The organism is Pseudomonas sp. V98_8 (assembly GCF_029967975.1).
Lineage (GTDB): Bacteria > Pseudomonadota > Gammaproteobacteria > Pseudomonadales > Pseudomonadaceae > Aquipseudomonas > Aquipseudomonas umsongensis.
In genome coordinates this window covers 1-20,615 of the sequence record NZ_JASCAE010000040.1, presented here as the reverse complement: position 1 = coordinate 20,615, position 20,615 = coordinate 1, and the positions used below count along the sequence as shown (strand labels likewise).

The 20,615-nt window shown below is 61.3% G+C and carries 15 protein-coding genes and 1 pseudogene; 6 read left to right on the top strand and 10 right to left on the bottom strand.

The annotated features are described in order from the left end of the window. Positions 1 to 7: 7 nt before the first annotated feature. The 4 genes from QLG10_RS11520 to QLG10_RS11505 all read right to left on the bottom strand — a co-directional run bounded on the left by QLG10_RS11520 (position 8) and on the right by QLG10_RS11505 (position 4,749). Positions 8 to 244 carry a DUF1653 domain-containing protein gene (locus QLG10_RS11520; RefSeq protein ID WP_020800559.1) on the bottom strand — a complete coding sequence of 79 codons (237 nt, stop codon included), beginning with the start codon at positions 242 to 244 and terminating at the stop codon, positions 8 to 10. A gap of 98 nt (positions 245 to 342) precedes the next feature. After that, entirely contained in the window at positions 343 to 1,518 is a 1,176-nt protein-coding gene (gene fadA, locus QLG10_RS11515) for an acetyl-CoA C-acyltransferase FadA (RefSeq protein ID WP_033045454.1), read from the bottom strand. A gap of 32 nt (positions 1,519 to 1,550) precedes the next feature. Further along, a complete protein-coding gene (gene fadB, locus QLG10_RS11510; protein WP_033045453.1) occupies positions 1,551 to 3,698 on the bottom strand; it encodes a fatty acid oxidation complex subunit alpha FadB in 2,148 nt (715 codons plus the stop codon). A 613-nt stretch (positions 3,699 to 4,311) separates the two neighbouring features. After that, entirely contained in the window at positions 4,312 to 4,749 is a 438-nt protein-coding gene (locus QLG10_RS11505; RefSeq protein ID WP_033039843.1) for a hypothetical protein, read from the bottom strand. A gap of 104 nt (positions 4,750 to 4,853) precedes the next feature. On the opposite strand from QLG10_RS11505, the gene QLG10_RS11500 reads away from it, so the two are divergent. Beyond that, on the top strand, positions 4,854 to 5,294 hold the full coding sequence (locus QLG10_RS11500; RefSeq protein ID WP_110746518.1) for a universal stress protein: 441 nt from the start codon (positions 4,854 to 4,856) through the stop codon (positions 5,292 to 5,294). Between the two features lie 193 nt (positions 5,295 to 5,487). On the opposite strand, the gene QLG10_RS11495 is transcribed toward QLG10_RS11500, so the two are convergent. Further along, positions 5,488 to 7,407 carry an ATP-binding cassette domain-containing protein gene (locus QLG10_RS11495; protein WP_110746516.1) on the bottom strand — a complete coding sequence of 640 codons (1,920 nt, stop codon included), beginning with the start codon at positions 7,405 to 7,407 and terminating at the stop codon, positions 5,488 to 5,490. A gap of 212 nt (positions 7,408 to 7,619) precedes the next feature. Between QLG10_RS11495 and QLG10_RS11490 the strand changes: the two genes are divergently transcribed. Beyond that, complete coding sequence (locus QLG10_RS11490) at positions 7,620 to 9,548, top strand: transglycosylase SLT domain-containing protein (RefSeq protein WP_110746514.1); 1,929 nt, start codon at positions 7,620 to 7,622, stop codon at positions 9,546 to 9,548. Between the two features lie 108 nt (positions 9,549 to 9,656). Here the strand turns inward: QLG10_RS11490 and QLG10_RS11485 are convergent, their stop codons facing one another. Further along, positions 9,657 to 10,115 (bottom strand): transposase, encoded by a 459-nt coding sequence (locus QLG10_RS11485; RefSeq protein WP_282487355.1) that lies wholly within the window; start codon positions 10,113 to 10,115, stop codon positions 9,657 to 9,659. 132 nt (positions 10,116 to 10,247) lie between these two features. Then, positions 10,248 to 12,023, bottom strand: coding sequence for an ABC transporter transmembrane domain-containing protein (locus QLG10_RS11480; protein WP_177411545.1), 1,776 nt, complete (start codon positions 12,021 to 12,023; stop codon positions 10,248 to 10,250). A 250-nt stretch (positions 12,024 to 12,273) separates the two neighbouring features. Between QLG10_RS11480 and QLG10_RS11475 the strand changes: the two genes are divergently transcribed. Then, positions 12,274 to 12,453, top strand: a complete 180-nt coding sequence (locus QLG10_RS11475) for a PA1571 family protein (RefSeq protein WP_083348543.1) — start codon at positions 12,274 to 12,276, stop codon at positions 12,451 to 12,453. A 177-nt stretch (positions 12,454 to 12,630) separates the two neighbouring features. Here the strand turns inward: QLG10_RS11475 and pdxB are convergent, their stop codons facing one another. Continuing rightward, a complete protein-coding gene (gene pdxB, locus QLG10_RS11470) occupies positions 12,631 to 13,773 on the bottom strand; it encodes a 4-phosphoerythronate dehydrogenase PdxB (RefSeq protein ID WP_282487354.1) in 1,143 nt (380 codons plus the stop codon). A gap of 338 nt (positions 13,774 to 14,111) precedes the next feature. Between pdxB and QLG10_RS11465 the strand changes: the two genes are divergently transcribed. After that, entirely contained in the window at positions 14,112 to 15,515 is a 1,404-nt protein-coding gene (locus tag QLG10_RS11465) for an MATE family efflux transporter (RefSeq protein WP_282487353.1), read from the top strand. Positions 15,516 to 15,561: 46 nt separating this feature from the next. Then, positions 15,562 to 15,639, top strand: a pseudogene (locus QLG10_RS29615) (outer membrane lipoprotein carrier protein LolA); the annotation flags it as partial. 12 nt (positions 15,640 to 15,651) lie between these two features. On the opposite strand, the gene tusA reads toward QLG10_RS29615, so the two are convergent. Together tusA and rlmM are read right to left on the bottom strand one after the other, a co-directional pair. Further along, positions 15,652 to 15,903 (bottom strand): sulfurtransferase TusA, encoded by a 252-nt coding sequence (tusA, locus tag QLG10_RS11460; protein WP_033042637.1) that lies wholly within the window; start codon positions 15,901 to 15,903, stop codon positions 15,652 to 15,654. A gap of 145 nt (positions 15,904 to 16,048) precedes the next feature. After that, positions 16,049 to 17,122: a 23S rRNA (cytidine(2498)-2'-O)-methyltransferase RlmM gene (gene rlmM, locus QLG10_RS11455; protein WP_282487352.1), complete on the bottom strand. Its 1,074-nt coding sequence runs from the start codon at positions 17,120 to 17,122 to the stop codon at positions 16,049 to 16,051. A 222-nt stretch (positions 17,123 to 17,344) separates the two neighbouring features. On the opposite strand from rlmM, the gene acnA reads away from it, so the two are divergent. Then, positions 17,345 to 20,086 carry an aconitate hydratase AcnA gene (acnA, locus tag QLG10_RS11450; RefSeq protein ID WP_282487351.1) on the top strand — a complete coding sequence of 914 codons (2,742 nt, stop codon included), beginning with the start codon at positions 17,345 to 17,347 and terminating at the stop codon, positions 20,084 to 20,086. Positions 20,087 to 20,615: the final 529 nt, after the last annotated feature.

The window sequence follows — 20,615 nt, the reverse complement described above, 5'->3', positions numbered from 1 at the left end:
ACTCAGCTTATGGCTTGTTAAAAAGGCTTGGCTCGGCTTGCACCAAAGCAAAGCGCGGCACCTGTTCGCCGTCAACCTCGACCGACTCCAGGAACATGCTCAAGGGGCGTACCCAAAAGCCGTAATCGCCATACAGGGCTTGGTAGAAGACCACTTCTTCCTCGGTTTCCGAATGCCGCGCGACACTGAATACACGGTACTGCGGACCTTTGTAATGTTGGTAGAGCCCAGGTTGTATCGGCATGCTTCGGCCCTCACTCAAATCAGCTTGAAATAAAAAATAAAAAAATCCGCAAAAACAAAAACCGGGGCACTTGGCCCCGGCTTCCGTCAACGCAACGCTTAAACGCGTTCGAAGACGGTGGAGATGCCTTGGCCGAGACCAATGCACATGGTGGCTACCCCAAGGTTGCCGCCATTCTGCTTCATCACGTTCAGCAAAGTGCCGGAAATCCGCGCACCGGAGCAGCCAAACGGGTGACCCAGGGCGATCGCGCCGCCGTGCAGGTTAACCTTCTCGTTCATCTTGTCGAGCACTTTCAGATCTTTCAACACTGGCAAGGCCTGTGCGGCGAAAGCTTCGTTGAGCTCGAAGTAGTCGATGTCGGAGATACTCAGGCCCGCACGCTTCAATGCTTTGTGCGTGGCCGGTACTGGACCATAGCCCATGATCGCCGGGTCCACACCGGCCACTGCCATCGAGCGGATCACCGCCAGAGGCTGGATGCCCAGGTCCTGCGCACGCTGCGCCGACATCACGATCATGCACGAGGCACCGTCGGTGATCTGCGACGAAGTACCAGCAGTCACGGTGCCCCCCTTTGGATTGAAAGCAGGCTTGAGAGCCGCCAGGCTTTCCAGGGTAGTTTCCGGACGAATGGTTTCGTCGTAGTCGAAGGTTTTCAGGAAACCGTTCTCGTCGTAGCCCTGCATCGGGATGATTTCGTCCTTGAACTTGCCTTCCACGGTCGCCTTGTGGGCGAGTTGGTGGGAGCGCAAGCCAAAAGCGTCCTGCTGTTCGCGAGTGATGCCGTGCATCTTGCCCAGCATTTCCGCGGTCAGGCCCATCATGCCCGAAGCTTTTGCCGCGTACAGCGACATGTGCGGGTTCGGATCGACACCGTGCATCATGCTCACGTGACCCATATGCTCGACGCCGCCAACCACGAAAACGTCACCGTTGCCGGTCATGATCGCTTGCGCAGCCGTGTGCAGGGCACTCATCGAGGAGCCACACAGGCGGCTGACGGTCTGGCCGGCCGAGGTGTGCGGGATCTGGGTCATCAGCGACGCCATGCGCGCGATGTTCCAGCCCTGCTCCAGGGTCTGGTTCACACAGCCCCAGATCACGTCTTCGACTTCAGCAGGGTCGACCTTGACGTTGCGTTCCAGCAGCTTGCTGATCAGGTGCGCCGACATGTCTTCGGCGCGGGTGTTGCGGTGCATGCCGCCCTTGGAGCGGCCCATCGGAGTACGACCGAAGTCGACAATCACGACGTCTCTTGGATTCAAGCTCATAAAATTTCACTCTCGCTCAAAAGTTGGGACGCTTAACCGAAGAACCGCTGGCCGGTCTTGGCCATTTCACGCAGTTTTGCGGTCGGGTGGTACAGCGCGCCCAAATCAGCGTACTGGTCAGCCAGGGCAACGAACTCTGCAACACCGATCGAATCGATGTAGCGCAGCGCACCGCCACGGAATGGAGGGAAACCAATACCGTAGACCAGGCCCATGTCGGCTTCGGCGGCGGTTTCGACAATGCCGTCTTCCAGGCAACGCACGGTTTCCAGGCACAGTGGGATCATCATCCAGTTGATGATGTCTTCATCGGTGACTTCGCGCTGTTCAAAGACGATGGGCTTGAGCACTTCCAGTACCGACGGGTCGGCGACTTTCTTTTGCTTGCCCTTCTTGTCGGTCTCGTAGGCGTAGAAGCCCTTGCCGTTCTTCTGGCCCAGGCGCTTGGCTTCGTAGAGCACATCCACGGCCGAGCGAGTGTCGTCCTTCATGCGGTCCGGGAAGCCTTCAGCCATCACGTCGCGACCGTGGTGGCCGGTGTCGATGCCGACCACGTCCATCAGGTACGCCGGGCCCATCGGCCAGCCGAATTTTTCCATGACCTTGTCGATACGGACGAAGTCCACACCGGCGCTGACCAGCTTGGCGAAACCGCCGAAGTACGGGAACAGCACGCGGTTGACCAAAAAGCCCGGGCAATCGTTGACCACGATCGGGTTCTTGCCCATTTTCTTGGCGTAGGCAACGGTAGTGGCCACTGCCAGCTCGCTGGACTTCTCGCCACGAATCACTTCCACCAGCGGCATCATGTGCACCGGGTTGAAGAAGTGCATGCCGACGAAGTTTTCCGGACGCTTGAGGGCCTTGGCCAGCAAGGTGATGGAAATGGTCGAGGTGTTGGACGCGAGGATGGTGTCCTCCTTGACCTTGTCTTCGACTTCGGCCAGAACAGCTTGCTTGACCTTCGGGTTCTCGACGACGGCTTCAACCACCAGGTCCACGTGACCGAAGTCGCCGTAGGACAGGGTCGGACGAATGCCGTTGAGCACTTCAGCCATTTTCGCGGCGGTCATGCGGCCCTTGTCAACGCGGCCAACCAGCAGTTTGGCGGCTTCGGCCAACCCCTGCTCGATACCGTGCTCGTTGATGTCCTTCATCAGGATCGGCGTGCCTTTGGACGCCGACTGATAGGCGATGCCGCCACCCATGATGCCGGCGCCCAGTACGGCAGCCTGCTTCACGTCCTTGGCGATTTCGTCGTAGGCCTTGGCTTTTTTCTTCAGTTCCTGATCGTTCAGGAACAGGCCGATCAGGCTCTGTGCAGCGGCGGTCTTGGCCAGTTTGACGAAGCCGGCAGCTTCGATTTCCAGGGCCTTGTCACGACCGAAGTTCGCGGCTTTCTGGATGGTCTTGATCGCTTCGACCGGGGCCGGGTAGTTCGGGCCCGCTTGACCGGCCACGAAACCCTTGGCGGTTTCGAACGCCATCATTTGTTCGATTGCGTTCAGCTTGAGCTTTTCAAGCTTCGGCTGGCGCTTGGCCTTGTAGTCGAACTCGCCGGAAATGGCGCGCTTGATCATTTCCAGCGCAGCTTCCTGCAGTTTTTCAGGGGCAACCACGGCATCGACGGCACCGACTTTCAGCGCGTCTTCAGGACGGTTTTCCTTGCCGGCGGCGATCCACTCGATGGCGTTGTCGGTACCGATCAGGCGCGGCAGGCGCACGGTACCGCCGAAGCCCGGGTAGATGCCCAGCTTGACTTCCGGCAGACCGATCTTGGCCTTGGTCGACATGACGCGGAAGTCCGCTGCCAGGCACATTTCCAGACCACCGCCCAACGCGATGCCATTGATCGCGGCGACAGTCGGGACGTTGAGGTCTTCGAAATCGCTGAAAATCTTGTTGGCTTCGAGGTTGCCAGCCACAAGCTCTGCATCCGGCAGCTTGAAGTTGTCGACGAATTCGGTGATGTCGGCGCCGACGATGAACACGTCCTTGCCACTGCTGACGATCACACCCTTGATCGAAGCATCTGCCTTGATGGCGTCCACGGCCTGACGCAGTTCGTTCAGGGTTAGACGGTTGAACTTGTTGACGGACTCACCCTTGAGGTCGAACTTCAGTTCGACGATGCCACTTTCAAGAGCCTTAACCGTGATGGCTTTACCTTCGTAAATCATCAACTGATCTCCACGATATGGAAGCTGAACAGTACACGCCGGACGCAGGCGGATGGCTGGCAGGGACGTCACTCGTCGATGCTACGCCTATCCACCCGGCACACCCGCCAACGCGATAGTCGGGATTCTGTAGGAGCTGTTTGTCGTACAAACGCTCATTTCATACGCCCGTTTGATTTGGGTACGCCACCTTCACGGAAATTCCGACAATTGTCAATCGCCCAAAGTGTGGGTTGAGAGGCGACTTGACGGTCATTTCTGTAGGACGAAGGCCTGCAACACGAGGTTGCATGAGCAATCATTCATAGAATCAATCTTTAGAAAATTCGCCCTAATTCACTGCAGCCTGTGTTTAACAAGCTACGCTGGCGAAACCCGGGGAAAAAACTGAACGCTTTTGGCGAATGCCCAGCGTAAGATCAGCCCAAACCGAATTACCGGCCTGCCTGGCCAACCTGCCCGATGACGTTGTCGGGCTTTTTATTGCCTGCAAAAACCCACGCGCGCCCTTGTAGGAGCTGCCGTAGGCTGCGATCTTTTGATCTTGCTTTTAAAAAATCGAAAGATCGCAGCCTGCGGCAGCTCCTACAGGGGATGGGAGTGTCTGCGGGGTTTAGGCCAGCGCCTTGAGGGTAGCATCGATATTTTGCAAAACGGCCGCCTCACCCTTCTCACCCCAATACAACGTGATCATCTGCTTGTCGGCCTCGACCTTGTAGACGTTGTCTGGCAATTTTTCGAAATGATTTAGCAGTGCCCGATCCTCGCAGGGTTCCTGCCATTGGTTGACCCACAAACCCGGTGATTTTTGCCAATAACTCCAGCACGCCGGCTGATTGCCCCGCCGTGGTCGGTGGTACTGCGCACACGGGTTTGGCGGTTCCTGGGCGAGCCAGTGCGGCCATTCCTGAGGCGCCAGCTGCATGGCCAGGCCAATGCGTCGCGCCTCCATGCGCAGGGCCATGCGACCACTCTGATGGCGCGAGGGTCGCAGCCATGCCAAGGGGCTCAACACCACCAGCAGGATTGACACCACTATCCAGACCGTCATATCTGTACTCCCGATTCTTGATGAGCGCATTGAGTCACTTTGGAAACACTGCGCTTGAAACCAGCCATACTTACCAATATTGCAACCCTCAGGAGGAGCACCTCATGCCCTACAACCACATTCTGGTCGCTGTAGACCTGACCGAAGAGTGCGACCCTGTCATCCACCGTGCTCGCGAGCTGGCGGTGAGCAACGGGGCCAAATTGTCCCTGGTGCATATCGTCGAGCCCATGGCCATGGCCTTTGGTGGCGATGTGCCAATGGACCTGTCACAACTGCAACAACAGCAGTTCGACCAGGCCAAGGAGCGACTTGAGCGCCTGAAACACAAGTACAGCGAACTCGAAGGCGCCAATTGCCACCTGACCTATGGCCAGCCACGCCAGGAAATCCACCACTTCGCCAAGGAGCAGCAGTGCGACCTGGTCGTGGTTGGCAGTCACGGTCGCCATGGCCTGGCACTGCTGCTGGGCTCCACGGCGAACGACGTGCTGCACGGCGCGCCTTGCGATGTGCTTGCCGTGCGCCTGCAAAGCAAAAGCTGACAACACCGCCCTCCCTGTGGGAGCGAGCCTGCTCGCGAATGCGTTGTGATGGTCGACAAATTTGTTGAATGTCAAGCCGCTTTCGCGAGCAGGCTCGCTCCCACAAGGGATCTGCAGTAATCCGCAGATCGCATTGCATAAGAAAGCCCGGCGTTCACGTGTGTGAAGCCGGGCTTTTTTATTGCCGGATCAATCAGGCATCCAGCTCGGCCCAGCGCTCGACCATGATGTCGAGTTCAGCCTGCAACTGTGCCAGCTGAGCAATCACCGCAGCGGTTTCCGCAGCCGGGCGCAAGTAGAAGCCCGCATCGGCCATCTGCCCCTCAACCGCGACGATCTGCTGTTCCATGGCTTCGATCTGCCCTGGCAACGCTTCCAGCTCTCGCTGCAACTTGTAGCTGAGCTTCTTCTTCGCCACTGGCGCCTCGACGGCGGCTGCTACAGGCGCGGGCTCGGCCTTGACCACGGCCGAGTTCAGGTCGGCCTTGCCGGACTTGCTCTCGGTCACGCCCAGCAGGCGCGGGGAACCGCCCTGGCGCAGCCAGTCCTGATAACCGCCAACATACTCGCGAACCTTGCCTTCACCTTCGAAGACCAGAGTGCTGGTGACCACGTTGTCGAGGAATGCCCGGTCGTGGCTGACCATCAATACGGTGCCGTTGAAGGTCAACAACACTTCTTCGAGCAGCTCGAGGGTTTCAACGTCGAGGTCGTTGGTCGGTTCGTCGAGCACCAGCAGGTTTGCCGGCTTGCTGAACAGCTTGGCCAGCAATAGGCGGGCACGCTCGCCACCGGACAGCGCCTTGACCGGCGTGCGGGCACGCTGCGGGCTGAACAGGAAGTCGCCGAGGTAGCTCAGCACGTGGCGGCTCTGGCCGTCGATATCGATGAAGTCGCGACCTTCGGCGACGTTATCGATCACGGTCTTTTCCAGGTCGAGCTGATGACGCAACTGGTCGAAGTAGGCGACATCGATCTTGGTGCCTTCTTCCACCTTGCCGCTGGTGGGCTGCAGGCCACTGAGCATCAGCTTCAGCAGGGTGGTCTTGCCGGTGCCGTTGGCACCGAGCAGGCCGATACGGTCGCCGCGCTGCAGCACCATGGAGAAGTCCTTGATCAGGAACGGACCGCCCGGGTGAGCGAAGCTCACGTTCTCGAGCACCATCACCTGCTTGCCGGACTTGTCGGCGGTTTCCAGCTGGATGTTGGCCTTGCCGGTGCGTTCACGACGCTCGCTGCGCTCGACGCGCAGGGCCTTCAGCGCGCGTACGCGGCCTTCGTTACGGGTACGACGGGCCTTGATGCCCTGGCGAATCCACACTTCTTCCTGGGCCAGGCGCTTGTCGAACAGTGCGTTGGCGGTGGCTTCGGCGGCCAGCTCGGCTTCCTTGTGCACCAGGAAACTGGCGTAGTCGCCGTTCCAGTCGATCAGGCCGCCGCGATCCAGTTCCAGGATGCGGGTCGCCAGGTTCTGCAGGAAGGAACGGTCGTGCGTGATGAACAGCACGGCGCCCTGGAAATCCTTAAGCGCCTCTTCCAGCCAGGCGATTGCACCGATGTCCAGGTGGTTGGTCGGTTCGTCGAGCAGCAGCAGGTCTGGCTCGGACACCAGGGCCTGGGCCAGCAGCACGCGACGACGCCAGCCGCCGGACAATTCGGCGAGGGTCTTGTCCGCCGGCAACTGCAGGCGACTCAGGGTGCTGTCGACCAGGGTCTGCAGACGCCAGCCGTCGCGGGCCTCGAGGTCGTGCTGGACGTGCATCAGCTTGTCCAGGTCCGCTTCGGTGACGCAGTTCTGGCTCAGGTGGTGATATTCGGCGAGCAACGCGCCCACACCGTCCAGGCCTTCGGCAACCACGTCGAACACTGTCCGCTCGTCGGCTACCGGCAATTCTTGCGGCAATTCGCCAATCTTGAGCCCGGGTGCGCGCCAAACCGAGCCGTCATCGGGCTTCTGGTCGCCCTTGACGAGCTTCATCATGCTGGACTTGCCAGTGCCGTTGCGGCCGATGATGCACACCCGCTCTCCACGGGCGATCTGCCAGGACACCTTGTCCAACAACGGCATAGCGCCGAAAGCAAGGGACACATCGCTGAATTTGAGCAGGGTCATGAGCTTCTCCAAAAACCGGGCGCGCATTCTACCTGAAACGGGGCTCCAGCAGGCCGGCAATTTCACCTTGGCAGCACTCTGCACAACAAATGTTGCGAACTGATGCAGACCGGTCGGCAAAGCTTTCGCCCGTTGCTGGCAAAAGGCTAAGCTACAGATAATCAGTGCGGGCATCGCCAGCACTTGTCATGTTTTTTCTGTCCGGACGTCTCATGCGCAGTCGCCTTCTCAATTTTTTGTCATGTTTTTTACTTTCTGCCGCTGCCGTTCAATCCGCACAGGCGGTGGACCTGTCTACCCAACGCCAATACTACGATGAAGCCAAGCGCGCCCTGGCGAAGGGCGACACCGGGCCGTATTTCCGCTACAGCCAGGCCCTGGCCGACTATCCGCTGGAGCCATACCTGGCTTACGACGAACTGACCGCGCGCTTGAAAACCGCGAGCAATGCCGAGATTGAGAAGTTCCTCGCCGAACACGGTGACCTGCCCCAGGCCAACTGGATGAAGCTGCGCTGGTTGCGCTGGCTGGCGGAACGCGGCGACTGGGCGACCTTCGTCAAGTATTACGACCCCAAGTTGAATTTCACCGAACTGGACTGCCTCAACGCGCAGTACCAGATCAGCCACAACCTCAAGACCGAAGGCTACGCCAACGCCAACAAGCTCTGGCTAAGCGGTAAAACGCAACCGGCAGCCTGTGATGCCCTGTTCGGCATGTGGGCCGCCGAAGGCCAGTTGACCGAGCAGAAACGCTGGGAACGCGCCAAGCTCGCCGCCCAGGCACGCAACTACCCACTGGCCAACAGCCTGGTCAATGGCTTGACCACCCTCGCCCCCCGTGGCCGCCTGCTGGTCGATGTGGCCCAGAATCCCGAGCTGCTCAATTCGCCGTCGCGTTTCGCCCCGGCCGACGAACCGATGTCGGACATTGTCAGCCTCGGCCTGCGCCGCCTCGCCCGTCAGGATCCGGACAGGGCCATGGCCCTGCTAGACGGTTACGCCAGCAGCATGCACTTCTCGCGCGACGAAAAAGTGGCCATCGCCCGGGAAATCGGGCTGACCCTGGCGCGACGTTTCGACAGCCGCGCGCTGGACATGATGACCAAATACGACCCGGAACTGCGCGACAACACGGTGTCTGAGTGGCGCATGCGTCTGCTGCTGCGCCTGGCGCGCTGGGACGATGCCTACCAGTTGACTCGCCGCCTGCCCCAGGACCTGGCCACCACCAACCGCTGGCGCTATTGGCAAGCCCGTAGCCTGGAACTGGCGCAGCCGCAGAACCCGGAGGCACTGAACCTCTATAAGAGCCTGGCCCGCGAGCGCGATTTCTATGGTTTCCTCGCCGCCGACCGTTCGCAGTCGCCGTATTCTTTGAACAATAAGCCGCTGGTGCTCAGCCAGGCGCTGATCAACAAAGTGCGCAATACCCCTGGCATACGCCGCGCCCTGGAGTTTCACGCCCGCGGGCAGATCGTCGACGGTCGCCGCGAGTGGTATCACGTCAGCCGCCACTTCAGTCGCGATGAAATGGTTGCCCAGGCGAAACTGGCCTATGACCTGAAATGGTATTTCCCGGCGATTCGCACCATCAGCCAGGCCCAGTACTGGGACGACCTGGACATTCGCTTCCCGATGGCCCACCGCGAAACCCTGGTCCGTGAAGCCAAGGTCCGTGGCCTGCACTCCAGCTGGGTATTTGCCATCACCCGCCAGGAAAGCGCCTTCATGGACGATGCCCGCTCCAGCGTCGGTGCCAGCGGCCTGATGCAATTGATGCCTGGCACCGCCAAGGAAACCGCACGCAAGTTCAGCATTCCGCTGGCCTCGCCGCAGCAAGTGTTCAACCCGGACAAGAACATCCAGCTGGGCGCGGCTTACCTGAGCCAGGTTCACAGCCAGTTCAACGGCAACCGCGTCCTCGCCTCCGCCGCCTACAACGCCGGCCCCGGCCGCGTGCGCCAATGGCTGCGTGGCGCCGATCACCTGAGCTTCGACGTCTGGGTGGAAAGCATCCCGTTCGACGAAACCCGCCAGTACGTGCAGAACGTACTCTCCTATTCAGTGATCTACGGCCAGAAACTCAACTCGCCGCAACCGCTGGTGGATTGGCATGAGCGGTACTTCGACGATCAGTGAGTTTGATTGAAGCAAGATCAAAAGATCGCAGCCTGCGGCAGCTCCTACGGGGTGTACACCGTCCCACTGTAGGAGCTGCCGCAGGCTGCGATCTTTTGATTCTGATTCTCAAATCCAAATGGCATCCCACAAGGGATATTCGCCAACCTTGGAAACCAACCCGGCCCGCAACGGATTCATGACGATATACCGCGCAGCTCCCTTGATATCCTCATTACGCCGTAACGCGCGATCGTAATACCCCCGCTGCCACAATCGCCCCTGCTCACCGCGCACCAGATTGATCGAACGGCTGCTTCTGGATTTGATGCGGCACATCAACTCCGCCAGGGTCCCATGTTTCAATTCAATCAGCCAATGCAGGTGATCCGGCATTACGACCCAGGCCATGGAAGTGACCGACGCGCTTTCATCAGCGCAGCGCAGTTGATCCACCAAAAGACGACCCAAACGCCAATCAGCAAATACCGGCTGGCGCTGATGAGTGACTGCTGTCAGCAGATAGAGGCGACCCTGTTCAGCAAATCTGGACTTGCGCAGGCGACACCTATTTGCGGCGATGGGCATTCCGTTGCCCTCCCTGAATATGCGGATTGCACAAGATTAGCCCACTGAGATGAGACCGCTGATATGCGCAATTTCTGCATATTTCAGAGCGCCGTTACCGGGTCGGTTACTGGATCGCTCAACGAATCCATCTCACGAAACCTCGCGCTCATCACTGAACTGCAAAGCCGCCAACCGCGCATACAGTGCGTTGTTCGCGATCAGCGACTGGTGCGTGCCCACGGCCACCAGCTTGCCCTGATCCATCACCGCAATGCGATCGGCGTTTTTGACCGTGGCCAGGCGGTGGGCGATGACCAGGGTGGTGCGGTTTTTCATCAGGCTCGGCAATGCCTGTTGGATCAAGTACTCGCTTTGCGCGTCGAGGGCGCTAGTGGCTTCGTCCAGCAGCAGGATGGGCGCATCCACCAGCAACGCGCGGGCGATGGCGAGGCGCTGGCGCTGGCCGCCGGACAAGCCGAGGCCACCGTCGCCCAGGTGCGTCTGGTAACCGTTGGGCATGGCTTCGATGAAGTCGTGGGCGTAGGCGATTTTTGCCGCCTCTCGGACCTCCTCCGAGGTCGCCGTCGGGTTGCCGTAGCGCAGGTTATCTTCGATGCTGCCGAAAAACAGCGCCGGGGTTTGCGACACCAGTGCAAAGCAGCGCCGCAGGTCCAGCGGATCGAGTTGGGTCAGGGGCACGCCATCGAGCAGGATGCGCCCTTCGGCGGGGTCGTAAAAGCGCAGCAGCAGGTCATACACCGTCGATTTGCCGGCCCCGGAGGGCCCGACCAACGCCAGGGTCTCCCCGGCCTGGATGGTCAGGCTCAGGCCGTCGACGGCGTAGCTTTCAGGGCGCGATGGATAGCTAAAGCGCACATCCTGTAACACCAGGTCACCCTTCACCCGCTCGGGCAAGGTCACCAGGCCAGTGGACGGCGGCTGGATGATGTTCTGCGCCCGCAGCAATTCGGCGATCCGTTCTGCCGCGCCCGCTGCGCGCTGCAACTCGCCGATTACCTCACTCAAGGTGCCGAACGCACTGCCGACGATCAGGCTGTAGAAGACAAACGCCGCCAGCTCACCCGCGGAAATCCGCCCGGCAATCACGTCCATGCCGCCAACCCAGAGCATCACCCCGACGGCGCCCAACACCAGCACGATCACCAGGGTAATCAGCCAGGCGCGTTGGAAAATGCGCTTGCGCGCCGTATCGAACGCCTCTTCCACAGTGACGGCGAACCGCTGTTCGTCCTGGGCCTGGTGGTTGTAGGCCTGCACGGTCTTGATCTGGCCCAGGGTCTCGGACACGTAACTGCCGATGTCGGCAATCCGGTCCTGGCTCAGGCGCGACAGGCTGCGCACCCGCCGGCCAAAAATCAGGATCGGCGCGATCACCAATGGCAAGGCGACCACCACGATGCTGGTGAGTTTTGGATTGGTGACAAACAGCAGGACAATCCCGCCGATCACCATCAGCAAGTTGCGCAGGAACAATGACAGCGAGGAGCCGATCACCGATTGCAGCAGCGTGGTATCGGCGGTCAGGCGCGACTGGATCTCGGAACTGCGGTTGTCCTCGTAGAACCCCGGGTGCAGGTATACCAGATGGTTGAACACCCGGCGACGGATGTCGGCGACGCAACGCTCGCCGATCCACGACACCAGGTAAAACCTGGCAAAGGTGCCGACCGCCAGGCCGATCACCAGCAACATGAACAACGCGATGGACTGGTTGAGCAAATGCGGCGACTGGGTCATGAACCCCTGGTCCACCAGCAAGCGAATGCCCTGCCCCATGGACAAGGTTATGCCCGCGGTGACGACCAGCGCGAACAGGGCACCCAGTGCCTGCCAGCGGTAAGGTGCGATGAAACGACCGGCCAGGCGGAGCGCACGACGGTGACGAACAGTGAGCATTGGCATCATCCAGAAAGGAGCCATAAACAGGACCAGCGTACACCGACCAACAAGGTGCAATGGCTGAATCAGAATGAGTCAGGTTAATTATGACCATGCAGTCTAGTGCCTAGACAGTATTGGTCTAAAGTTCGGGTAGCCATGTCGGGTTATTTCTGGTCGACTGGCGATGCCGTTCAGGAGCGATCGCAGGGAGTTGTCACAGCCTGGTCACCTGACGGTTTTAATCTAGGCACACAACCTGATGAGGAGACAGGCCATGTCCTTGCAACAACGCAGCGATGACAAGATTCAAGTGATCCGCACGCAGCCAGACCAGTCTCTGGGGTGCTCGATAATCGATGAACAGGGCCGCGAAGTACCGATCACTGAAAAGATGATCCAGAAAGCGTGCAAAGAACTGGAGAAGCGATTGGTCAAGCCTGCCGAAGAGAAGTGATGTAGCCACCGTCTTCATTGACCCGGCCCTTTGAGGGCCGGGTTTTTTATGGGTTTTTCTGCAAGATTTGCGGTGTGGCCCTTTGCGAGCAAGCCCGCTCCCACATTGACCGACTTGTTCAGGCAGGCGCGGTTTAATGTGGGAGCGGGCTTGCTCGCGAAGGGGCCAACTCGGTCTTTAGACAGCCGTCGCGCCCAGCGCCGCCACGATCTGCTGCAACGCTGGCGCATCCCCGTCGATGCGCACCTGCAACCCGTCGATCTCCCGTCGTGACGGGTAGTTCTTGCGCAACACATCGAACGCCGCACGCTGTTCGCTCACGCTACCGACCAGGCTGCGGCGAAAATCCGCATCGTCACGGCGCGGGTCGTACACGCCACGGCACAACATTGCCAGGGCCCACGCCGGGTCGGTATCCCCGCTCAAGGTCACCTGCGACAGCCACGGGGCTGGCAGCAAGTCGCTGAGGCTGACCTGGGGCGCCTGCCCGAGGAATTCGCAGTACGCCTGATAGATCTGCGCCGTGCCGCGCTGCTTGCCATCGAGGCTGTACCCGGCAATGTGCGGCGTGGCCAGCACGCAGAGTTCGGCCAGGGCCACATCGACTTCGGGCTCGCCCTCCCAGACATCGAGCACCGCCTGCAGGTCTTCGCGCTGCAGCAGCACCTCTCGCAAGGCGTTGTTGTCCACTACCGGGCCACGGCTGGCGTTGATCAGCCAGGTGCCGGGCTGGAGCTGGTTCAGGCGGCGTTGATCGAACAGGTGCCAGGTGGGCTGGGCGCCCTTGCGGGTCAGCGGGGTGTGCAGGCTGATGACATCGCACTGCTCGATGATCTGTTCAAGGCTGGCGTAGTCGCCACCCTCGGCGGCCTGGCGTGGCGGATCGCAAACCAGCACCTTCCAGCCCAGCCCCTGCAGGACCTTGACCAGTCGCCCACCGACCTCACCAGCACCCACCACGCCGTAGGTGCGCTGGGTCAGGTCGGCGCCTTCGATTTCAGCCAGGGTCAGCAGGCTGCCGAGCACGTAGTCGACCACGCCCCGGGCGTTGCAGCCCGGCGCGCTGGACCAGGTGATGCCGGCCTGTAGAAAGTATTCCAGGTCCAGGTGATCGGTGCCGATGGTGCAGGTGCCGACAAAACGCACCTTGCTGCCTTCGAGCAACGCACGGTCGACGCGGGTGACCGAACGCACCAGCAGTACATCGGCCTGTTCGACGGTGGCGCGGTCGATGGAACGCCCCGGCACCCGGCGGATTTCACCGAATGTCTGGAAGAAGGCGTCGAGCAGGGGGATATTTTCGTCGGCAACGATCAGCATGTCAGGCTCCTTTGGCGGACCGGCAGTGTAGGCGTAGTTCACCTCTTGCGCCTAGCGCCGATGCCTGCCGCGATCACCGCTCACCGATCCCCGATCACTGATCACCGATCCCTTGTAGGAGCGAGCATGCTCGCGATGAACCCGAGAGCGCCGCGGGGTGTCAGCTTTCCCACGTCATCGTTGACGTCCATCGTCGGAACGCCGCCCGGAGCATGCTCGCTCCTACAGGGGATCGCGGGGGGTTGGGATTACAAATCCCCAACACAGTCTTTTCCTGACCGTTGCGTCAACGCGTAGAATGCGCACCCGCGCATGAACAATCTTTGGACGCTTTGCCCTTGAATTCCGTGACTTCCCACACCGCCAGCCCTTCCCTCTCCCGCCCCGCCCGGGTCCGCCTGGAGCTGAAAAACCTGCTCGGCCTGGCCTTGCCGATCATGATCGCGCAACTGGCAACCACGGCGATGGGTTTTGTCGACGCGGTGATGGCTGGCCGGGTCGGGCCGCGCGACCTGGCGGCAGTGGCGCTGGGCAACTCGATCTGGGTGCCGGTGTTCCTGTTGATGACTGGCACGTTGCTGGCCACCACACCGAAAGTCGCCCAGCGCTTTGGTGCCGGGACCCACAGCGAGATCGGCCCGATCGTGCGTCAGGCGCTGTGGCTGGCGTTGGTGGTGGGCCTGATCGCGACCGGCCTGCTGCTGGGCGCCGAGCCGGTCCTGCGCGTGATGAAGGTCGATCCCGAACTGATCGGCCCCTGCATGCAATACCTGCACGGCATCGCCAGCGGCCTGCCTGCGGTCGCGATCTACCATGTACTGCGTTGCTTCAGTGATGGCCTGGGCCGCACCCGCCCGGCGATGGTCCTGGGCCTGTGCGGCCTGGCACTGAACATTCCGCTGAACTACGTGTTCATCTATGGCCACTTCGGCGTGCCGGCCATGGGCGGCGTCGGCTGCGGCTGGGCCACGGCGATCGTGATGTGGGTGATGGCCCTGGGCATGGCCGGGTGGGAGCGCTGGGCGCCGGCCTATCAATCGAGCCAGCTGTTCAGCCGTTTCGATTGGCCACAATGGTCGGTGATCAAGCGACTGCTGGGCATCGGCCTACCCATCGGCATTGCCGTGTTCGCCGAGTCGAGCATCTTCGCCGTCATCGCCCTGTTGATCGGCAGCCTCGGCGCCACCGTGGTCGCCGGGCACCAGATCGCCCTCAACTTCAGCTCGCTGGTGTTCATGATCCCCTACTCCCTGGGCATGGCCGTGACCGTGCGGGTCGGCCAGGCCCTGGGGCGCGAGCAACCCCGCGAAGCGCGTTTCGCCGCAGGCGTCGGCATGGGCACGGCGTTGGCGTATGCCTGCCTGTCGGCGAGCATGATGCTATTGCTGCGTGAGCACATCGCAACCATCTACACAGCCGACCCGACGGTGATCAAGGTGGCGGCGATGTTGATCGTGTATTCGGCGCTGTTCCAATTTTCCGATGCGATCCAGGTCACGGCGGCTGGCGCGTTGCGCGGCTATCAGGACACCCGGGTGACGATGATCCTGACCCTGTTCGCCTACTGGGGCATCGGCCTGCCGGTGGGTTATGCCCTCGGCCTGACCGACTGGCTGGGCACGCCAAGCGGCCCTAGCGGCCTGTGGCAGGGCCTGATTGTCGGCCTGAGCTGCGCGGCGCTGATGCTGTCGATCCGCCTGACGCGCAGTGCACGCAAGCGGATTCGCATCAGCCTGAATTGACCCTGTACTTTGTAGGAGCGAGCATGCTCCGGGCGGCGTTCCGACGATGGTCGTGAACGATTACGCGGGAAGCCTGACACCCCACAGCGCGCTCAGGTTTTTCGCGAGCATGCTCGCTCCTACAAGGGTTTTGTGGTCAGCTGGATTTTTTGCGGATCCAGTAGAGGTAGGTGCCCGCGTCTTCATGCTGCCCTACCAGTTCATGGTCGAGGAACACGCAGAACTTTGGGATATCGCGGCGGGTCGACGGATCGGTGGCGATCACCTTGAGCAGGCCGCCAGGCACCAGGTCACGGATGTGCTGGTGCAGCATCATCACCGGCTCCGGGCAGTTGAGGCCGGTGGCGTCGAGGGTGCCGTCTACCGGCTTATCAAGCATTTCACTCATGATTAACTCCTGAAACTTGCCGGCATTGTACACCGCTGACTGATCGTTCCCACGCTCTGCGTCACATCCAAAGGCGGAACGCGGAGCGTCCCTGGCGGCATTCCCACGCGGAGCGTGGGAACTATCGGTACAGGGAGCCGGGTTGCTAGCGGGATTTCGGTTTCTTTACATCCAGCCGGCGCAAATGGCAGGTCACTTCCTCACGGTCGTGGTACAGCTGCTTGCAGCCGATCTCCACGCGAATCCCGCGGGCCTTGAAACCCTCGGCAATACGCTCGAGCAAGCGCTTCACCTCGGCGTAACGCTGCTTCATCGGCAGCTTGAGGTTGACCACCGCCTCGCGGCAATGCCCCTCGCCGATCCACTCCTCGAGCATCGCCGCATTACGCGCCGGCTTCTCGACGATGTCGCAAACCATCCAGTCCACCGGCTGCTTGGGCTTGAAGGTGAAACCGTCGGCCATCAAATGCTGCACCAGGCCGGTGTCCATCAAGCTTTCAGCCATCGGGCCATTGTCGATGGCGGTCACCAGCATGCCACGGTTGACCAACTGCCAGGTCCAGCCACCAGGCGCAGCACCCAGGTCGACCCCGGTCATGTCGCTGTGCAGACGCTCGTCCCACTGGTCGCGCGGAATGAAGTGATGCCAGGCCTCTTCGAGCTTCAAGGTCGAACGGCTCGGCGCCTCGCGCGGGAATTTCAAACGCGGAATGCCCATCGGCCACATCGCCGAGTTGTTCGACTCCGCCAGGCCGACGAACACTTCACGGCCGCTCTTGAACGTCAGCAACAAGCGCGGCTTGCTCGCATCGTCCACCAGCTTGCCGGCGCCAATCAGCGACTTGCGCAACGGGCCTTCGAATTTCTTGCAGAAGTTCGACAGCTCCTTGCCATCATTGGTATCGACCACTTCCAGCCACAGGCTGCCGCAGGTCGGAAAATCCGCCAGGTGCGCGAGAATCACACTGATGCGATCACTCTCCGGCAGGTCGATGAAAATCCCCCGGGCCCACTGGCGCGGGAAAATCAGGTTGGCAAAACGCTGCCCGCGCATCAGGCGCTCGGCGCCGTCTTCTTCGGTGCAGACAAACTCGGCGCAGGCGCTGGCGGCCTTGGCCTTGGCATAACCGGCCACGTTCAGTTGTGCGGCGAGGTCGGAAATCTCGGAACAGACTTCACCTTCGAAGCCCGGCCGGCAATGCATGAAAAGGGTGTTCATTCTTACTCCTGGGCAGAGGGCGAGACATTCAACCCCTGCGCGATGCCCAGACTTGCGCTAACGCAATGTCTGTCACGAAAACCGGCGCATGATAGCTGACTTCGGAACCTCGGACTTGCCCATAGAGTCCAGTTATTAGCCAGCTACGTAAAACAGGGCTAGGTTTAATGCTCTGCCCGTCCCCTCAGTCCGCCGCCGTGCGGACTCAAAGGAGTGATCGCAATGCCGTCCCTCGATAGCCTGAACACCCTCAAAACCCTGCAAGTCGACGACAAGCTCTATCACTATTACAGCCTGCCGGAGGCCGCCCGAAGCCTCGGCGACCTGGACACGCTGCCCATGTCGCTCAAAGTGCTGCTGGAAAACCTGCTGCGCTGGGAAGACGCCAAGACCGTCACCGGTGCCGACCTCAAGGCCATCGCCGCCTGGCTCAAGGAGCGCCGCTCCGACCGCGAAATCCAGTACCGCCCGGCCCGGGTGCTGATGCAAGACTTCACCGGCGTGCCCGCCGTGGTCGACCTGGCCGCCATGCGCGCGGCGATGGCCAAGGCCGGCGGCGACCCTCAGCGCATCAACCCACTGTCGCCGGTAGACCTGGTGATCGACCACTCGGTGATGGTCGACAAGTTCGCCACCAGCAGCGCCTTCGAACAGAACGTCGACATCGAAATGCAGCGCAACGGCGAGCGTTATGCCTTCCTGCGCTGGGGCCAGAGCGCCTTCGACAACTTCAGCGTGGTGCCGCCGGGCACCGGCATCTGCCACCAGGTCAACCTCGAATACCTGGGCCGCACCGTCTGGACCAAGGACGAAGACGGCCGCACCTACGCCTTCCCCGACACCCTGGTCGGCACCGACTCCCACACCACCATGATCAACGGCCTCGGCGTACTCGGCTGGGGCGTCGGCGGCATCGAAGCCGAAGCGGCGATGCTCGGCCAACCGGTGTCGATGCTGATTCCGGAAGTGATCGGCTTCAAGCTCACCGGCAAACTCAAGGAAGGCATCACCGCCACCGACCTGGTGCTGACCGTCACCCAGATGCTGCGCAAGAAAGGCGTGGTCGGCAAATTCGTCGAGTTCTACGGCGACGGCCTGGCTGACCTGCCGCTGGCAGACCGCGCGACCATCGCCAACATGGCGCCGGAGTATGGCGCCACCTGCGGCTTCTTCCCGGTGGACGACGTCACCCTCAACTACCTGCGCCTGTCTGGCCGCCCCGACGCCACCGTGAAACTGGTCGAGGCCTACTGCAAGGCCCAGGGCCTGTGGCGCCTGCCAGGCCAGGAACCGCAATTCACCGACAGCCTGGCCCTGGACATGACCAGCGTCGAAGCCAGCCTGGCGGGCCCCAAGCGCCCGCAAGACCGAGTGTCGCTGCCGAACGTCGCGCAAGCCTTCAGCGACTTCGTCGGCCTGCATCTCAAACCCACCAGCAAGGAAGAAGGCCGCCTGGAAAGCGAAGGCGGTGGCGGCGTGGCCGTGGGCAACGCGGACATGGCCGGTGAAGTGGACTACGAGTACGAAGGCCAGACCCTACGCCTGAAAAACGGTGCGGTGGTGATCGCCGCTATCACCTCCTGCACCAACACCTCCAACCCGAGCGTGATGATGGCTGCCGGGCTGGTGGCGAAAAAAGCCGTGGAAAAAGGCCTGCGCCGCAAACCCTGGGTAAAAAGCTCCCTGGCCCCGGGCTCGAAAGTGGTCACCGATTATTACAAGGCCGCCGGCTTGACGCAGTACCTCGACACCCTGGGCTTTGCCCTGGTCGGCTACGGCTGCACCACCTGCATCGGCAACTCCGGGCCGCTGGCGGAGCCCATCGAACAAGCCATCCAGAAGGCCGACCTGACCGTGGCCTCGGTGCTGTCGGGCAACCGCAACTTCGAGGGCCGGGTCCATCCGCTGGTGAAAACCAACTGGCTGGCCTCGCCGCCGCTGGTGGTCGCCTACGCCCTGGCCGGCACCGTGCGCATCGACCTCAGCCGAGAGCCCCTGGGCGAAGACCAGAACGGCAACCCGGTGTACCTGCGCGACATCTGGCCCAGCAGCCAGGAAATTGCGGAAGCGGTCGAACGGGTCAACACCGCCATGTTCCACAAGGAATACGCCGAAGTGTTCGCCGGCGACGAGCAATGGCAAGCCATCGAGGTACCGCAAGCGGCCACCTACGTTTGGCAGGACGACTCGACCTACATCCAGCACCCGCCCTTCTTCGACGACATCGGCGGCCCGCCACCGGTGGTCAAGGACATCAGCGGCGCCCGCATCCTCGCCCTGCTCGGCGACTCGGTGACCACCGACCACATCTCCCCCGCCGGCAACATCAAGGCCGACAGCCCGGCAGGCCACTACTTGCGCGAAAAAGGCGTGGAACCGCGCGACTTCAACTCCTACGGTTCACGCCGCGGCAACCACCAGGTGATGATGCGCGGCACCTTCGCCAACATCCGCATCCGCAACGAAATGCTCCACGGCGAAGAAGGCGGCAACACCTACTACATCCCCACCGGCGAAAAACTGCCGATCTACGACGCCGCCATGCGCTACCAAGCCACCGGCACCCCGCTGGTGGTGATCGCCGGCCAGGAATACGGCACCGGCTCCAGCCGCGACTGGGCAGCCAAGGGCACCAACCTGCTGGGCATCAAGGCCGTCATCGCCGAAAGTTTCGAACGCATCCACCGCTCCAACCTGGTGGGCATGGGCGTGCTGCCGCTGCAGTTCAAGCTCGACCAGAACCGCAAGAGCCTCAACCTCACCGGCCGCGAAACCCTGGACATCCTCGGCCTGACCGGCGTCGAACTGACCCCGCGCATGAACCTGACCCTGGTCATCACCCGCGAAAACGGCAGCCAGGAAAAAATCGAAGTGCTGTGTCGGATTGATACGCTGAATGAGGTGGAATACTTCAAGTCGGGGGGGATCTTGCATTACGTGTTGCGGCAATTGATTGCGTCGTAATCGCGTGGCTATAGCTGTTGATGCTTCAGGTGCCGTTTCGTCGTTAGCGGCACCTGACGCCCCCCTTACAACTTGCCCACCATGCGGAGCCAGGCTTGAAACGGCGAAGGCATCATCACAGCCAACCAATCTCTCCCGGCCCTACCCGAACAACTGTGGGAGCGAGCCTGCTCGCGAAGGCGTCCTGACAGTCAACCCATCACTTCCGAATACACCCAAATCCACTGTAGAAGCTGGCTTGCCAGCGATGACGGCCTGACAGCCAACCCATCTCCCGCGCCCCTACCCGATCTACTGTGGGAGCGGGCTTGCTCGCGAAGGCGGCCTGACAGCCAACCCATCACTTCCGAATACACCCAAACCCACTGTAGGAGCTGGCTTGCCAGCGATGACGGACTGACAGCCAACCCATCTCCCGCGACCCTCGCCGATCAACTGTGGGAGCGGGCTTGCTCGCGAAGGCGGCCTGACAGTCAACCCATCACTTCCGAATACACCCAAACCCACTGTAGGAGCTGGCTTGCCAGCG

Excerpts from the sequence above, each read along its gene's own strand:
- QLG10_RS11520 (WP_020800559.1), bottom strand. The coding sequence starts at position 244 with ATGCCGATACAACCTGGGCTCTACCAACATTACAAAGGTCCGCAGTAC.
- fadA (WP_033045454.1), bottom strand. The coding sequence starts at position 1,518 with ATGAGCTTGAATCCAAGAGACGTCGTGATTGTCGACTTCGGTCGTACT.
- fadB (WP_033045453.1), bottom strand. The coding sequence starts at position 3,698 with ATGATTTACGAAGGTAAAGCCATCACGGTTAAGGCTCTTGAAAGTGGC.
- QLG10_RS11505 (WP_033039843.1), bottom strand. The coding sequence starts at position 4,749 with ATGACGGTCTGGATAGTGGTGTCAATCCTGCTGGTGGTGTTGAGCCCC.
- QLG10_RS11500 (WP_110746518.1), top strand. The coding sequence starts at position 4,854 with ATGCCCTACAACCACATTCTGGTCGCTGTAGACCTGACCGAAGAGTGC.
- QLG10_RS11495 (WP_110746516.1), bottom strand. The coding sequence starts at position 7,407 with ATGACCCTGCTCAAATTCAGCGATGTGTCCCTTGCTTTCGGCGCTATG.
- QLG10_RS11490 (WP_110746514.1), top strand. The coding sequence starts at position 7,620 with ATGCGCAGTCGCCTTCTCAATTTTTTGTCATGTTTTTTACTTTCTGCC.
- QLG10_RS11485 (WP_282487355.1), bottom strand. The coding sequence starts at position 10,115 with ATGCCCATCGCCGCAAATAGGTGTCGCCTGCGCAAGTCCAGATTTGCT.
- QLG10_RS11480 (WP_177411545.1), bottom strand. The coding sequence starts at position 12,023 with ATGATGCCAATGCTCACTGTTCGTCACCGTCGTGCGCTCCGCCTGGCC.
- QLG10_RS11475 (WP_083348543.1), top strand. The coding sequence starts at position 12,274 with ATGTCCTTGCAACAACGCAGCGATGACAAGATTCAAGTGATCCGCACG.
- pdxB (WP_282487354.1), bottom strand. The coding sequence starts at position 13,773 with ATGCTGATCGTTGCCGACGAAAATATCCCCCTGCTCGACGCCTTCTTC.
- tusA (WP_033042637.1), bottom strand. The coding sequence starts at position 15,903 with ATGAGTGAAATGCTTGATAAGCCGGTAGACGGCACCCTCGACGCCACC.
- rlmM (WP_282487352.1), bottom strand. The coding sequence starts at position 17,122 with ATGAACACCCTTTTCATGCATTGCCGGCCGGGCTTCGAAGGTGAAGTC.
- acnA (WP_282487351.1), top strand. The coding sequence starts at position 17,345 with ATGCCGTCCCTCGATAGCCTGAACACCCTCAAAACCCTGCAAGTCGAC.